Annotated in this window: 15 protein-coding genes; 1 reads left to right on the forward strand and 14 read right to left on the reverse strand. The window is 64.2% G+C overall.

The genetic code is table 11. The annotated features are described in order from the left end of the window. Nucleotides 1-21: 21 nt before the first annotated feature. Entirely contained in the window at nt 22-147 is a 126-nt protein-coding gene (locus tag VSR68_RS15435) for an MFS transporter small subunit (RefSeq protein ID WP_087739906.1), read from the forward strand. Between the two features lie 103 nt (nt 148-250). Here VSR68_RS15435 and VSR68_RS15440 read toward each other — a convergent pair whose 3' ends face one another. The 14 genes from VSR68_RS15440 to VSR68_RS15505 all read right to left on the reverse strand — a co-directional run bounded on the left by VSR68_RS15440 (nt 251) and on the right by VSR68_RS15505 (nt 13,594). Then, nucleotides 251-1,471, reverse strand: a complete 1,221-nt coding sequence (locus VSR68_RS15440) for a sensor histidine kinase (RefSeq protein ID WP_342940677.1) — start codon at nt 1,469-1,471, stop codon at nt 251-253. Between the two features lie 124 nt (nt 1,472-1,595). Continuing rightward, nucleotides 1,596-2,357 (reverse strand): ABC transporter permease, encoded by a 762-nt coding sequence (locus VSR68_RS15445; RefSeq protein WP_342940678.1) that lies wholly within the window; start codon nt 2,355-2,357, stop codon nt 1,596-1,598. Beyond that, nucleotides 2,357-3,298: an ABC transporter ATP-binding protein gene (locus VSR68_RS15450; RefSeq protein ID WP_342940679.1), complete on the reverse strand. Its 942-nt coding sequence runs from the start codon at nt 3,296-3,298 to the stop codon at nt 2,357-2,359. Before VSR68_RS15450 ends, VSR68_RS15445 begins: the two co-directional genes overlap by 1 nt. A gap of 85 nt (nt 3,299-3,383) precedes the next feature. Beyond that, nucleotides 3,384-3,749 (reverse strand): Rieske (2Fe-2S) protein, encoded by a 366-nt coding sequence (locus VSR68_RS15455; RefSeq protein ID WP_342940831.1) that lies wholly within the window; start codon nt 3,747-3,749, stop codon nt 3,384-3,386. After that, the gene (locus tag VSR68_RS15460; RefSeq protein ID WP_342940680.1) at nt 3,749-4,654 is read right to left on the reverse strand and encodes an intradiol ring-cleavage dioxygenase; all 906 of its coding nucleotides are present in this window, start codon (nt 4,652-4,654) and stop codon (nt 3,749-3,751) included. The genes VSR68_RS15455 and VSR68_RS15460 overlap by 1 nt, the downstream gene beginning before the upstream one ends. Nucleotides 4,655-4,661: 7 nt before the next feature. After that, complete coding sequence (locus VSR68_RS15465) at nt 4,662-5,756, reverse strand: branched-chain amino acid ABC transporter permease (RefSeq protein ID WP_342940681.1); 1,095 nt, start codon at nt 5,754-5,756, stop codon at nt 4,662-4,664. A 10-nt stretch (nt 5,757-5,766) separates the two neighbouring features. Beyond that, a complete protein-coding gene (locus VSR68_RS15470; protein WP_342940682.1) occupies nt 5,767-6,630 on the reverse strand; it encodes a branched-chain amino acid ABC transporter permease in 864 nt (287 codons plus the stop codon). After that, nucleotides 6,627-7,334 carry an ABC transporter ATP-binding protein gene (locus VSR68_RS15475; protein ID WP_342940683.1) on the reverse strand — a complete coding sequence of 236 codons (708 nt, stop codon included), beginning with the start codon at nt 7,332-7,334 and terminating at the stop codon, nt 6,627-6,629. Before VSR68_RS15475 ends, VSR68_RS15470 begins: the two co-directional genes overlap by 4 nt. A 1-nt stretch (nt 7,335) precedes the next feature. Next, a complete protein-coding gene (locus tag VSR68_RS15480; RefSeq protein WP_342940684.1) occupies nt 7,336-8,058 on the reverse strand; it encodes an ABC transporter ATP-binding protein in 723 nt (240 codons plus the stop codon). A 33-nt stretch (nt 8,059-8,091) separates the two neighbouring features. Further along, complete coding sequence (locus VSR68_RS15485) at nt 8,092-9,381, reverse strand: ABC transporter substrate-binding protein (protein WP_342940685.1); 1,290 nt, start codon at nt 9,379-9,381, stop codon at nt 8,092-8,094. Nucleotides 9,382-9,431: 50 nt separating this feature from the next. Next, the gene (locus VSR68_RS15490; RefSeq protein WP_342940686.1) at nt 9,432-10,490 is read right to left on the reverse strand and encodes a maleylacetate reductase; all 1,059 of its coding nucleotides are present in this window, start codon (nt 10,488-10,490) and stop codon (nt 9,432-9,434) included. Nucleotides 10,491-10,512: 22 nt separating this feature from the next. Next, on the reverse strand, nt 10,513-11,976 hold the full coding sequence (locus tag VSR68_RS15495; RefSeq protein ID WP_342940687.1) for an aldehyde dehydrogenase family protein: 1,464 nt from the start codon (nt 11,974-11,976) through the stop codon (nt 10,513-10,515). A 96-nt stretch (nt 11,977-12,072) separates the two neighbouring features. Beyond that, on the reverse strand, nt 12,073-13,068 hold the full coding sequence (locus VSR68_RS15500; RefSeq protein ID WP_342940688.1) for a hydroxyquinol 1,2-dioxygenase: 996 nt from the start codon (nt 13,066-13,068) through the stop codon (nt 12,073-12,075). Between the two features lie 34 nt (nt 13,069-13,102). Further along, nucleotides 13,103-13,594 carry a hydroxyquinol 1,2-dioxygenase gene (locus tag VSR68_RS15505; RefSeq protein WP_342940689.1) on the reverse strand — a complete coding sequence of 164 codons (492 nt, stop codon included), beginning with the start codon at nt 13,592-13,594 and terminating at the stop codon, nt 13,103-13,105. Nucleotides 13,595-13,738: the final 144 nt, after the last annotated feature.

Here is a 13,738-nt window from a genome sequence, read left to right on the forward strand (position 1 = left end):
ACCAGACAACGGAGAAACGCAATGTCGACGCAAACCGCTCATCCGACGAACAAGGGGCTGCTCGCCGTGTTCTGGCTATACGTGCTGATTCCGCTGACGTGGGGCGTGGTGAACACGTTGCTGCAGGCAATCAAGCTCTTCAGCTAGACGCCTTAGCCGATCGCACCTGTCACGCAGGTCGAAACGAAAAGCCGGGCATTGCACACGCAATGCCCGGCTTTTTAACGTCTATGCACGCACCGCGCATCAGCTAGGCCGCCCCCGGACGCAGCAGCAATGGAAACGTGATCTCGAAGGTCGTCCCGACGCCTTCCTGCGAATCGAAGCGCAGATCGCCGTCGAGCACGCGGCACAGCTCCTTGACGATCGCGAGTCCCAGTCCCGCGCCGGGCACATCGGCGTCGCTCGCGCGCTCGAACTCCTTGAACACGCGCTCGCGATCCGACGCGCCGATGCCCACGCCCGTATCCGACACCCGCATGCACCACGTGTCGGCGCCGCGCACGCTCAGTTCGAGCGTGACCTCGCCCACTTTCGTGTACTTCGCGGCGTTCGTCAGCAGGTTGATCGCGATCTGCTTGAGCTTGAGCCGGTTGGACTGCACGGACTTCAGCTGCTCGTCGATCGATGCGCTCAGCTTGAGCCCCTTCTCGCGAATGGCCGGATCGCACGACGCCACGAGTTCGTCGAACAGTGCGCACAGGTCGACGTCCTCGATGACCAGTTGAGTCGTATCGCCGAGCACGACCGAGTACTCGACCAGTTCATCGACGAGCACTTTCATGTCCGCGGCCTGCCGGTTCGCGAGCGCGAGCGCCGCCTCCGTTTTCGACGGCGCGCGCGAGACCAGTTGCAGCGCCATCGCAAACACGTTGAGGAAATTGCGCAGGTCGTGCACGACGCTGCGCGTGATCTGCATGCGCGACTCGTACAGCTGGCCGACGAGCCGCTGCTTGAGCACCAGTTCGTGATTCGCGCGTTCGAGCCGCCCCGTGTATTCGTCGATCTTGCGATCGCGCTCGGTCACGACTTCGCGGATCGACGTGAGCGTGACGAAGCTCACTGCCTCGTCGATGAAATAGCGCGCGCGCTCTTCGTAGCGCCGGCTGAAGATGGGATGCGATTCCGCGTACTGAACGACGGAGCCCATCAGCACCTGGCGAAACAGATCGAGTTCGCGCACGAGCTCGTCGATCCGATAGCCCTGTTTCCAGCGCAATTTGCCGTGCAGCTTCGCCTTGCGCTCGATCTCCGGCTCGACTTCGCCGAGATCCTGCGCTTCGAGCGCGCTGCAAATGCTCGCGAGCATGTCGGGGATCTGGTCCGACAACTGCTGGTAAGTCAGGCGATCGGACTCCGTCAGCTCGACGTCGGTGAACACCGCGTTCATCCAGCGTTCGGTGAGCACGGCTTCGTTTTGCCTGATGTGATCGGCGAATGCACGCAGCGGTCGTGATCGCGTCGTGGCCATGGGTGTCAGTCGCGCCTCGAAAGTATCGTGATGCGATGTCAAACGGCCTGCCCGGCACACGCCCTATGCCACCGGATGCCAGGGCAACCCCCATGTCGGCTTCACGCCAACGCCCGTCATCGTACTACGACTTCAACCGGTAGCCCGTTTTGAAGATCCACGCGATCACGACAAGAAAGATGCACAGAAAGATCGCCGTCATGCCGAGGCTGATGCCGACGCTCACATCAGCAAGCCCGAAGAAGCTCCAACGAAAGCCGCTCACCAGATAGACGATCGGGTTCAGCAGCGTCACCACTTTCCATCCGGGCGGCAGCATCGAGACCGAATAGAAGCTGCCGCCGAGGAACGTCAGCGGCGTGATGATGAGCAGCGGCACGAGTTGCAGCTTCTCGAAGTTGTCGGCCCAGATGCCGATGATGAAGCCGAGCAGACTGAACGTGATGGCCGTCAGCACGAGAAAGAGAACCATCCAGAACGGATGCTGGACCTGTAGCGGCACGAAGAGGCCCGCCGTCGCGAGAATGATCAGGCCGAGCACGATCGACTTCGTCGCGGCCGCGCCCACGTAGCTGATGACGATCTCCACATACGACACGGGCGCCGACAGCAATTCGTAAATCGTGCCTGTAAAGCGCGGGAAATAGATGCCGAACGACGCATTCGAAATGCTCTGCGACAGCAGCGACAACATGATGAGCCCCGGCACGATGAACGAGCCGTAGCTGATGCCCTCTACTTCGCGGATGCGCGAGCCGATCGCCGAGCCGAACACGATGAAATAGAGCGACGTGGAAATGACGGGCGCGATCACGCTCTGCATCAGCGTGCGCCCCGTGCGGGCCATTTCGAAGCGATAGATCGCGCGGATAGCATGGAGGTTCATCACGCGTTCTCCTCCTGTTTGCGGTGCACGAGACTCACGAAGATGTCTTCGAGCGAGCTTTGCGTCGTGTGCAGGTCCTTGAAGCGGATGCCCGCTTCGCTGAGATCGTTGAGCAGCGCGACGAGGCTGTTGCTCTTCTCGCGCTCGGCGTCGTAGGTATAGATGAGCTCGCTGTTGTCGTTCGCGAGTTCCAGCTGGTACTGCGCGAGCGCGGCCGGCACGCTCGCGAGCGGCGCTTCGAGTTGCAGCGCCAGCTGCTTCTTGCCGAGCTTGCGCATCAGCTCCGCTTTTTCTTCGACGAGCATGATCTGTCCGCCGTTGATCACGCCGATGCGGTCGGCCATCTCTTCGGCTTCGTCGATATAGTGCGTGGTCAGGATGATGGTCACGCCGCTTGCGCTCAGCGACCGGACGAGCTTCCACATGTCGCGGCGCAATTCGACGTCGACGCCCGCCGTCGGCTCGTCGAGAAACAGCACGCGCGGCTCGTGCGACAGCGCCTTCGCGATCAGCACGCGCCGCTTCATGCCACCCGACAGTTGAATGATGCGGCTATTGCGCTTTTCCCAGAGCGAGAGATCGCGCAGGACCCGTTCGATGTACGCCGGGTTCTTCGGCTTGCCGAACAGGCCCCGGCTGAACGACACGGTTGCCCAGACGGTTTCGAACGCATCCGTGGTCAGCTCTTGCGGCACGAGGCCGATCAGCGAACGCGCGGCGCGATAGTCGCTGCGGATATCGTGGCCGTCGACCGTCACGCTGCCCTCGCTCGCATTGACGATCCCGCAGATGATGCTGATGAGCGTGGTCTTGCCCGCGCCGTTCGGCCCGAGCAATGCAAAGATTTCGCCTTTGCGAATGGAGAGATCGATACGCTTGAGGGCCTGAAAACCCGATGCGTATGTCTTGGATAGATTCGAAACCGAGATGATGGGCTGCATAGACGCGACGATAGCAGATGCCGCCGCGAAACGCCGCTACTCTGCTCAATCTGCCGCTGTTGCGCGGTGAATCGACGTTAGATTGTCAAACGTCGTCGCCGTCGTCCGCATCTTCCTCGACGACCATGCGCGCTTCGATGCGCACGGGCACGCGCGTCAACGCGGCGCCGAGACACGGACCGTCGACGCACATGCCGTCCTCGAAGCGGAACATCGCGCTGTGATGCGCGCACATCAGATGCTCGGCTTCGTATGTCCAGAACGTGTCGGCTTCGTAGTTGAGCGGGATCGAGAAATGCGGGCACACGTTGCGATATGCCCATACGTCGTCGCCGCGCCGCAGCACGACGATCGCGGGCTTGCCCGCGCGTTCGTCGGCGGCGCTGCATGCGATTTCCTTGCCGCCGCCATCGGGAATGTCATCGAGCGGACACAACACCGTGGCCGTCATCATCGCGCCGCTTCCTGCGAGCGCACCAGCACGAAGTCGCGCTGCACGTCGAAGAACGGGCGAGGCAAGTCCCACTCCTTCGCGTCGGACGCGCTTTCGTTCTTCACGTACTCGACGACCAGCGATGCCTTCACGCCGAACACGGCATCCGATTCGACGTAAGGATCGTCGGAGCTGAAGAGCGCCGTCGTGACGGTCTCGTAGCCCGGCGCCTGAATCAGGAAGTGGACGTGCGCGGGCCGCATCGGATGACGGCCGACGGCGAGCAGCATCTGCCCGACGGGGCCGTCCGTCGGAATCGGATACGGCGTCGGCTTGATCGAGCGGAACGCGTATTCGCCGTTCGGTCCTGAGCGGAAACGGCCGCGCAGATTGCTCTCCGGCTGGTTCGGGTCCTGGCCTTCGTACATGCCGTTGTTGGCCGTCTCCCATACTTCGATCAGCGCATCCGGCACCGGCTTGCCCGCCTCGTCGACGAGCCGCCCGCGAAACAGCGCCGGCTCGCCTTCCGTGCGCGCGATGTTCGCGCCGTATGCTTCGTCGCGCGCGCCTTCGCGGTAGAACGGCCCCAGCAGGCTGTTCTCCGTCGCCGCCGACTCCGTCACATCCTGCTTGCGATGTATCGCGTCGAGCATGATCGACAGGCCCAGTGTGTCCGACAGCAGAATGAACTCCTGACGAATGCCGTCGCACTTCTTGCCCGTGCGCGTCAGGAACTCGATGCCGCGCCGCCATTCGTCGCCTGTCAGCTGCACTTCCTCGGCGAACGCGTGCACATGCCGGATCAGCGCCGACATGATTTCCTTGATGCGCGCATCGCCGCAACCGGAAAGCGTTGCCAGCACCGTTTCGGTGACGGGATGAAGCGCGCGATCGCCCGCGCGCTGAGTGGTTGTCTCGCTCATGATGTCCTCACGCTCGATGGGCGTTGGTCGAATGCGGATCGAGCGCCTGTGCGATCTCGTCCGCCTGGTGTTGCTGACTCGGCACGGCGGCTTCGCGGAACACGACGCGCCGCCCGACGGGAAACAACTGCAGATGCAGGCGTTGCGACACGTAGCCCCACAATCCCTGCGGAAAACATATCGTCACGACGATGGCCAACGCGCCGAGACCGATCAGATACCAGGTGCCATAGTCCGACAAAAACTTGTTCAGCACAAAGAAAATCAGCGCGCCGACAATCGGCCCTTCGAGCGTGCCGAGCCCGCCGATCAGCACGATGAAGATGCCGAACGCCGTCCAGTTGACGGAGAACGCCGCATCCGGCGAGATGCGCAGATTGCCGACGAAGTACAGGCCGCCCGCGAGCGCCGCGCCGCACGCGGACACCAGATAGACGATGAGCCGCGCGCGCTTCACGTCGACGCCCTGACTGCTCGCCGCCACCGCGTTGTCGCGCATCGCCGTCAGCGCAAGGCCCGCTCGCGAGCGCAGAAACAGATACAGCAGACCGATCGCCGCCGCGACGATCCCAAGCGCGAGCCACAGCGTCAGCGATTCGCGCAGCGCGCGCGGAATGCCGCGCAGCGCAATCAGGCTCGTGCCCGAGCCGCCGCCGAGCGCGCTGATATTCGCAAACGTGAGCCTGAACACTTCCGCGATCACCCATGTGCCGATCGCGAAGTAGCCGCCTTCAAGACGAAACGCGATCATCGACACGGGCACGGCGGCCACCGTCGCGATCAGCGCGCCGAGCGGCACCGCGAGAAACGGCGACACGCCGCAGTAGTTCGCGAGCACGAGCATCGCGTAGCCGCCCAGGCCGAAGAACGCCTGCTGCCCGATCGACACCATGCCGCCATAGCCCGCGAGCAGATTCCACATCATCGCGAACACCATGTACGCGGCGAGCTGCACGAAATCGTGCAACGCTTCGCGCCCCGCCCACCACGGCGCGCTCGCGGCCGCGACGGCAAATGCCAGCAGCGTGAACAGCGTGACCTTGCTCGCGCGCGTCGCGCAATGGACTTCGAACGCGCGCGCCTGATTCAGATGCATCGTCATGACAACCCTCTCACGCCGTCTTCGGCAACAGGCCTTGCGGCCGCACGACCAGCACGCACAGGAACACGATATGGCCGAACCAGATGCCCCAGCCCGGATCGAAATAGAAGCCCACCTGCTGCGCGATGCCGAGCGCCATGCCGCCCGCGAACGTGCCCCAGAACGACCCCATGCCGCCGATGATCACGGCCTCGAATGCGAACAGCAGCAACGCGGGACCATCGGTCGGCGAGACGGCCGTGCGCATCGAATACAGCGCCGCCGCGACCGCGATCAGCACGAACGCGATGCCCATCGCAAGCGCGTAAGTGCGCCGGTACGACACGCCCATCAGTTGAACGATCTCGCGGTCGTCGGAGGTTGCGCGAAAGGCGCGGCCAAGCGGCGTGCGCCCGAAGAGCCACTGCATCGCGAACGCGAGCGCCACCGTTGCGCCGAGCGTCACGAGCGGCAGATAGCCGGCCGTGATGCCCGCGAACGTCACGCTCTGCGCTTCGAAGCTGCCCGTCGCGATCGAGCGCGGATCGGCGGAGAACAACTGCTGCAACACGTTCTGAATGACGATCGACAGCCCGAACGTGACGATCAGCGAAGGCAGCGGATCGCGGCTGCTCACACGGTTGAGCACCGTGTACTGCACCGCGTAGCCCGCGCCGAACGCGATCACGAGCAACAGCACGAGCGACAGCGCGAGCGGCACATGCAGCAGGCTCGTCAGCGCGAACAGCACGAACACGAGCAACACGATGAAGTCGCCGTGCGCGGTATTCGTGAGCCGCATCACGCCGAACACGAGCGACTGCCCCATCGCGAACAGACCATACAGCGCGCCGAGCAGCACGCCTTGCACGACGACATTGGCGAGCGTATTCATGCGGCCACTCCGAAATAGGCTTGCGTGATCGCTTCGTCGGAGACATCGGCGGACACGCCCGACAGCGATATGCGCCCTTCCTGGAAGCAATAGAAACGCGACGACACGCGCCGCGCGAGCTGCACGTCCTGCTCGACGACGATCGCGCTCATGCCGTCCGACACGATATCGGGCAGCGCCGCGTAAATCTCACGGACGATCACGGGCGCGAGCCCCAGCGACAGCTCATCGCACATCAGCAGATCGGGATTGCTCATCAGCGCGCGGCCGATCGCGACCATCTGCTGCTGTCCGCCGGAAAGCGCCGTGGCCGCATGATGCCGCCGCTCGCGCAGCGCCGGAAAGAGCGCGTAGACGGCTTCGAGGTTCCAGCGTCCGGGCCGCCCGCTATACGCGCCGAGCAGCAGGTTCTCCTCGACGGAAAGACTCGCGAAGAGCCTGCGCCCCTCGGGCACGAGCGCAATGCCCTTGCCCACGATGCTCGCCGCCGGCATCCCGCCGATCGCTTCGCCGCGATAGACGATCTGCTCGCGCTTCGCTTTTGTCAGCCCCGCGAGCGCCTTCAGAAACGTCGATTTACCCGCGCCGTTCGAGCCGATCAGCGCGACGATTTCGCCGGGCTGCACGTCGATGTCGACGCCGAACAGCGCCTGAAAATCGCCGTAGGACGCAGTGAGCCCATGCGTTTGCAGTAGTGCCGCCATGTCACGCCTCCAGTCCGAGATAAACGCGCCGCACTTCGGGGTCGTCCATCACGGCAGCGGGCTGCCCCTCGGCCAGCTTGCGGCCGAAGTTGATGACGAGGAGGCGATCGGCCACCGCGAGCAGCGCATGCACGACATGCTCGATCCACACGATCGTCACGCCGTGCTCCTTCACGCGGCGGATCTCGTCGACGAGTTCATGCGTCTCGCCCTGTGTCAGGCCGCCCGCGATTTCGTCGAGCAGCAGCAATTGCGGCTGCGTCGCGAGCGCGCGAGCGAGTTCGAGCCGCTTGCGATCGAGCAGCGCGAGCGTGCCCGCAAGCTGGTTCGCGCGGCGCTTGAGGCCCGTGCGCTCCAGCACGTCGACGCACACGTCACAGGCCGCGCGTTCGTCGAGTTCGCCGCCGAAACGCGCGCCGACCAGCAGGTTCTCGAACACCGTCATGCCGCTGAACGGACGCGGCACCTGATACGAGCGGCCGATGCCCGCCGCGCAGCGACGATGCGGCGCGAGATGCCCGACGTCGGCGCCGTCGAACTCGACCGTGCCCTCATCGGGCCTCGCGTCGCCGCTGACGAGATTGAACAGCGTCGTCTTGCCCGCGCCGTTCGGCCCGAGAATGCCGTACGTCTCGCCGCGCCCGACTTCGAAGCTGATCGCGTCTGTCACCGTCAGCGCGCCATAGCGCTTCGATACGTTCGTGAGTCTGAGCAATGCGCTCATCGCAACTCTCCTCGTGATGCTGCTGATGCGCCGTCACACGATCAGCCTGAGCGGCCCGCTGACGGGCACGGCAGGCGCAAGCTGGTTGTTGACGATGGCGAGATCGAAGCGGTGCTTCTGCCCCTTCATCCACTGCCCGCCGACGAGCGGCGTCTTCGCGACGTTCTTCACGGGCCCATTGCCCCACGCCACGTGACCGACGAGCGTGTCGAGCTTCGTCGACGCGACCGCATCGCGGATCGCTTCGTTCGAGTCGATGTCCTTCGCGCGTTTGAACGAGTCGATCGCGATTTCGAAGAGCGCGTGTGCGAAGCCGACCGGCTGCGTCCATTGCTTCGACGTGACGCGTTCGTATTCGTCGGCGACCTGGCGCGCGTTCTGCCCCGTCAGCGACGATCTGAACGGATGCGAAGGCGACCACCACACTTCCGTCGACAGCCCTTCGCCGAGATCGCCGAGTGCTTCGATCGACGTCGGAAAGAGCAGTGCCTTGCCGATCGAAATGACCTTCGGCTTCAAACCCTGCTGACGCGCCTGCACGAGAAAGTTCTTTGCGTCGGGCGGAATCACGACGCCCGTCACGATCTGCGCGTTCGACTGCCTGAACGCGGAGATCTGCGCGGAGAAGTCCTGCGTCATGCTCTGAAAGCGGCCCGGGTCTTTCAATGCGAAGCCCTTTTGCGCGAGCACGGGCGGAAAGCCGAGCTTCGCGTCGCCCCATGCGTTGCCGTCGCCGTCGTTCGGAAAGAGGCCGCCGACGCTCTTGTTCGTCTGCACCGACTGCCACATGCCCGTGTACACGGCGATCACGTCTTCGAGGCCCCAGAAGAAGTGATATGTGTAGCCGAAGCCCTTCTTCGGATCGCCCTTGCGTCCGAAGAACCACGGCTGCCACGGCACGACCGTCGACACGCACGGCGTCTCGTTCAGCTCGCACGTGTCGCTGACGGGGTTCGCCGTTTCGGGCGTGCCCGAGACGAGCATGATGTCGACCTTGTCCTTCAGGATCAGATCGTTCGCCACTTCGCTCGCGCGATTCGGATTCGACTGGCTGTCCTTCACGACGATCGACACGGGGTACGTCTTGCCGCCTATCGTCACGCCGTTCTTCAGCGCGCCCTGCATCTGCTGGATCGTGAAGCGGTCCGCCTCGCCGAACGGCGCAAGCGGCCCCGTCTGCGGCGACACATAGCCGATCTTCAGCGTGCGCGTGCCCGCCGCGAACACGAGCGGCGAGAATATCGGCGCTGTAGCGGCGAGCGCGCCGCTCGCGGCGAGGCGCACGAACCGGCGTCTACCTCCGTCGATGAGATCTCCGTTCATTGCTGTCTCCTGCTTTTATATGTGTGCGTATCGTTTTGCGTATCGCAGCGCTATCCGGGCCTGCGTCCTTCGAATGCATCGCGCAGCAACGCGCGAAGCGGCTCGCGTTGCACCGGGCGCGGATTCCAGTAGGGACTCGTCAATGCAAGATCCAGCGCAACGTCGATATCCGCCTCCTTCAGGCCGATGTCCTTCAGCGCGGTCGGCGCGCCGTGATCGCGCGCGAGATCGAAGACGGCTTGCGCGGCATCGTCCGCATGCAGTGCGCGCGCGATTCGCTGCATCGCGTGAGGCGCCGCGTCGCGGTTGTATGCGAGCGCGTGCGGCAAGACGATCGTGTGCGTCTCCGCGTGCGGCAGGTTGAACGTCCCGCCGAGCGTATGGCACAGCTTGTGATGCAGCGACATGCCGACGCTGCCCAGCACCGCGCCGCACAGCCACGCGCCATACAGGCACGCGGCGCGTGCATCGAGATCGTCGGGCTTGCCGATCACGCCCGGCAGCCCATCGCCCAGTGCGCGGATGCCCTCCTCCGCCATCAGGCTCGCGATGGGATTCGCGTCTTGCGCATAGAGTCCTTCGGCGGCGTGCGCAATCGCGTTGATGCCGCTCGTCAGCGAAAGCGCGGGCGGCAACGACACGGTCAGCGACGGATCGTAGATCACCGTCTTCGGCAGCACGCGCAGGTCGCGGCCCGTCTTCTTCACGCCGCCGTCCGTGAGGCCGTAGATCGGCGTCATCTCCGAGCCGGCATAAGTGGTCGGAATCGCGATGATGGGCAGCGCCGTTTCGAGCGCGATCGCCTTGCCGAGGCCCGTCGTCGAGCCGCCGCCGATCGCGATCGCGCAATCGGCGCCGAGTCGCGCCGCGACGTCGCGTGCGGCGCGCGCCGTTTCGACGGGCACGTGCATCACGGCTTCCGCGTACACGCCCGCTGCGTGCGACCCGATGCGCGCGGCAAGCTCTTCGGCCTGCGCGCGCTGTTGCGGCGTCGCGAGCACGAGCGCGCGTTTCGCGCCGAGCAGTTCGATCTCGCGATCCAGTTGATCCAGGCTGCCCACGCCGAACACGACGCGCGAAGGCAAGCCCTGATAGACGAACGGTTTCATGGCGTGTGCGTGTGTGTGCGCTTTAGCGCGGGAAATGAGGGGGAATCTGCGCATCCACGTTGACCCACACCGACTTGGCCTGCGTGTATTCGCGCATCGCTTCGAAGCCCATCTCGCGTCCATAGCCGCTCGCGCCGACGCCGCCGAACGGCGAGCCCGGGCTCACGCGCTTGTAGCAGTTGACCCACACCATGCCGCTGTGAATCTCGCGCGCGACCCGATGCGCACGTTGCAGATCGCGCGTCCACAGGCCCGCGCCGAGGCCGTATTCGGTGCCGTTCGCAATCGCGAGCGCTTCTTCGTCGGTGCGGAACGTCGTCACCGTCATGAACGGGCCGAACACTTCTTCCTGCGACACGCGGTCGGTCGGCTTCGCTTCGACGATGGTCGGCTCGACATAGCAGCCGTTCGCGAGCGCCGCGCCATCCGGCGACTTGCCGCCCGACAGAACGCGTCCGCCCTGCTCGCGCGCGACGTCCACATACGACAGCACGCGGTCGCGATGCTGACGCGACGTGAGCGGGCCCATTTCCGTCGTCGGATCGAGCGGATCGCCGATGCGGATCGAGCGCGCGAGCGCGACGAACTTTTCGAGCACTTCGTCCGCGATCGATTCGTGCACGATCATTCGCGACGCGGCGATGCACGCCTGGCCCTGGTTGTGGAAGATGCCGAACGCGGAGCCCTGCACGACGGCATCGACATTTGCGTCGCCGAACACGATGTTGGCGCCCTTGCCGCCCAGTTCGAGCTGCACTTTCTTCAGGTTGCCGCTCGACGCCTGCACGATCTTGCGCCCCACAGCCGTCGAGCCCGTGAACGCGACTTTGCCGATCTCCGGATGCTCGGCGATGTACTGCCCCGCCACGTGCCCGAGCCCCGGCAGAATGTTGACGACGCCTGCGGGAAAGCCCACTTCGGCCATCAGTTCCGCGATTGCGAGACTCGACAGCGGCGTGAGTTCGGCGGGCTTCATGATCACGCAGTTGCCGGCGGCGAGCGCGGGCGCCATCTTCCAGCTCGTGAACATCAGCGGGAAATTCCACGGCACCACCTGTCCGACGATGCCGACGGGCTCGCGCGTCAGGTAGTTCAGAAAGCCCTGCTCGACGGGAATCACCGAGCCCTCGAACTTGTCGGCCATGCCGCCGAAATAGCGGAACGTCGCGGCCGTGCGCGGCACGTCGAGATAGCGCGTGTCGCGAATCGGATGACCGGTGTCGATCGATTCGAGATGCGCGAGCCTGTCCGCGTTCGCTTCGATCGCATCGGCGAGCTTCAGCAGCAGACGGCCGCGCTCGGCCGCCGCGAGGTTGCTCCATTTCGGGAACGCCGCTTTCGCCGCGGCCACTGCGCGATCGATGTCGGCGTGATTCGCCATCGACACTTCCGCGATCACGGAGTTGTCGTGAGGGTTGAGCGTCGCGAGGGTTTCGCCGCTGAGCGATGGTACGAAGCGGCCGTCGATGAAGAGTTGCGTTTGCATGTCAGTCCTGCTCGATGAGACGTTTGGGCGTGAGCGTCCCCGCGGCGCCAGCTGTCTGGCGCCGTGCGTTGCATGATCGGGAACAACCGGAAGTGCTTAGAACTGGATCGGGTAAGGCGGCAGTTCGCCGCTCTCGTACCGCTTCGGCAGATCGGGCGTCGCGTTCTCCCACACGAGCAGCATCGAACGCTTCTGCGAGTAGCCCTTGTGACGGATGTCGGCGGGCATCGCGGCGATGTCGCCGGCGTTCATCGTGATGCGCGCGCGCGGCTCGCCCGTGTCCTTGTCGGCCACATCCCAGACGATCTGATCGGACAGTTGCAGGAACCACTCGACGCGATCGTTGCCATGAAACACGGGCAGCACGAATTCTTCCGTGGTCGGGCAGAAGAGGCTCTGCTTGCACACCGACGTGACGGATGGATTCCACGTGACATCCGAACGCGACAAATACTTGAAGAGATTGAACGCGTGCAGTTCCTTTTCGAAGCCCGGTGCGGCGTGAATCTCGGGCTCGTCCTGCACGACGTCGGCGAACTGGCGGTTGATGGGGAAATCGTCGCGCAGCGGCGAATCGCCTTCGAGTCCGGGCATGCGCTTCGTCGCGATGCGGGTGCGCTCGATCGCGGCCACGTTGTCGCCATGCTTCGCGCCGAATGCGGAGCCCGTTTCTTCGGGGGCCGCGAACGGATCGAAGCCTTCGTTGACCCAGTCCTTCAGGATCGCCTTGAACGTCGCCATGATGACGGGCGTGTCGAACTGCTGCACATGATCGACGCCTGCGTCGCGGAAGCTCGCGTTATAGGCGCCCGCATACATGTCGACCTTGCCGTAGTGATTGCGCGTGCCGATCACTTCGTCGAAGTTGACCCAGCCGTAGAAGAAGCCCCACGCGACGTCGCGCATCATCGCGCGCAGGAAGTCGTCGGCGTGCATCTGATGCGAGCGCTGCTGGCCTTTCGCGGGCCACTTGAGGGTGACGAAATACGCGTCGCGCGAGAACTCGAAATCGCCGAGCTTGAACGTGCGATAACCCGTGACGCCATCCGGCTCGCTCGCGCAGATGTTTTGCAGTGTGTTGACGGTGCTCATGAGCTGCTCCAGAAAAGAGAATGTGCGTGACGGGTTATTGAATGCAGATGTCCTGCCATTTCTCGACCGAGTAGCGGCCCAGAATGGTCTGCATCAGCAGCACGCCCTTTCCTGCCGTTTCGAAACGGTACGCGGCGCCTGCGGGCAGCAGCGCCTGATGGCCGCGGCGCAGCCGCACGAAGCCCATGCTCTTGCCGGACGGCGTGCCGTCGAGGCGCACGCTGCCTTCCGTCTCTGCATCGACGAGCGGACCGTCCGAAGGCTTGATGAAGTGCACGTCGAGCTCGCCGTCCATCACGACGCAGAACTCGTCGTGCGAGGCCGTGAACCACGGCGACGTGCCTTCGGCGCGCAGCGTCTCGATCACATACTTGAGGTTCTTGCCGACGACGATCTTCTCGTACGGCGCGGCGTGGCTCGCGACTTCGAACACATTCGACATCGCATAGTGTTCGGGCTTGCCCTTGATGATTTCGATCGAGCCTTTACGGTAGCTGTCGAGACTCGCCAACCAGGTCTGCTGCATGATTGCCTCCTTGGATCTCCGTTGATCTTCGACACGTCGTGCGTGTTTCCATGGACGCAAGAGTAAGTGCCGGAAAGCGCAACAGCAATGATCCGAGGTTCGGCAAATCAGAACGCCGGGTGCGGGCAACGGACCCCAGGGGAA

It is taken from the genome of Paraburkholderia phymatum (genome assembly GCF_038900715.1).
GTDB lineage: Bacteria > Pseudomonadota > Gammaproteobacteria > Burkholderiales > Burkholderiaceae > Paraburkholderia > Paraburkholderia phymatum_A.

Bases quoted from the DNA above. Each gene is read 5' to 3' on its own strand.
- VSR68_RS15435 (WP_087739906.1), top strand. From the start codon at position 22: ATGTCGACGCAAACCGCTCATCCGACGAACAAGGGGCTGCTCGCCGTG.
- VSR68_RS15440 (WP_342940677.1), bottom strand. From the start codon at position 1,471: ATGGCCACGACGCGATCACGACCGCTGCGTGCATTCGCCGATCACATC.
- VSR68_RS15445 (WP_342940678.1), bottom strand. From the start codon at position 2,357: ATGAACCTCCATGCTATCCGCGCGATCTATCGCTTCGAAATGGCCCGC.
- VSR68_RS15450 (WP_342940679.1), bottom strand. From the start codon at position 3,298: ATGCAGCCCATCATCTCGGTTTCGAATCTATCCAAGACATACGCATCG.
- VSR68_RS15455 (WP_342940831.1), bottom strand. From the start codon at position 3,749: ATGACGGCCACGGTGTTGTGTCCGCTCGATGACATTCCCGATGGCGGC.
- VSR68_RS15460 (WP_342940680.1), bottom strand. From the start codon at position 4,654: ATGAGCGAGACAACCACTCAGCGCGCGGGCGATCGCGCGCTTCATCCC.
- VSR68_RS15465 (WP_342940681.1), bottom strand. From the start codon at position 5,756: ATGACGATGCATCTGAATCAGGCGCGCGCGTTCGAAGTCCATTGCGCG.
- VSR68_RS15470 (WP_342940682.1), bottom strand. From the start codon at position 6,630: ATGAATACGCTCGCCAATGTCGTCGTGCAAGGCGTGCTGCTCGGCGCG.
- VSR68_RS15475 (WP_342940683.1), bottom strand. From the start codon at position 7,334: ATGGCGGCACTACTGCAAACGCATGGGCTCACTGCGTCCTACGGCGAT.
- VSR68_RS15480 (WP_342940684.1), bottom strand. From the start codon at position 8,058: ATGAGCGCATTGCTCAGACTCACGAACGTATCGAAGCGCTATGGCGCG.
- VSR68_RS15485 (WP_342940685.1), bottom strand. From the start codon at position 9,381: ATGAACGGAGATCTCATCGACGGAGGTAGACGCCGGTTCGTGCGCCTC.
- VSR68_RS15490 (WP_342940686.1), bottom strand. From the start codon at position 10,490: ATGAAACCGTTCGTCTATCAGGGCTTGCCTTCGCGCGTCGTGTTCGGC.
- VSR68_RS15495 (WP_342940687.1), bottom strand. From the start codon at position 11,976: ATGCAAACGCAACTCTTCATCGACGGCCGCTTCGTACCATCGCTCAGC.
- VSR68_RS15500 (WP_342940688.1), bottom strand. From the start codon at position 13,068: ATGAGCACCGTCAACACACTGCAAAACATCTGCGCGAGCGAGCCGGAT.
- VSR68_RS15505 (WP_342940689.1), bottom strand. From the start codon at position 13,594: ATGCAGCAGACCTGGTTGGCGAGTCTCGACAGCTACCGTAAAGGCTCG.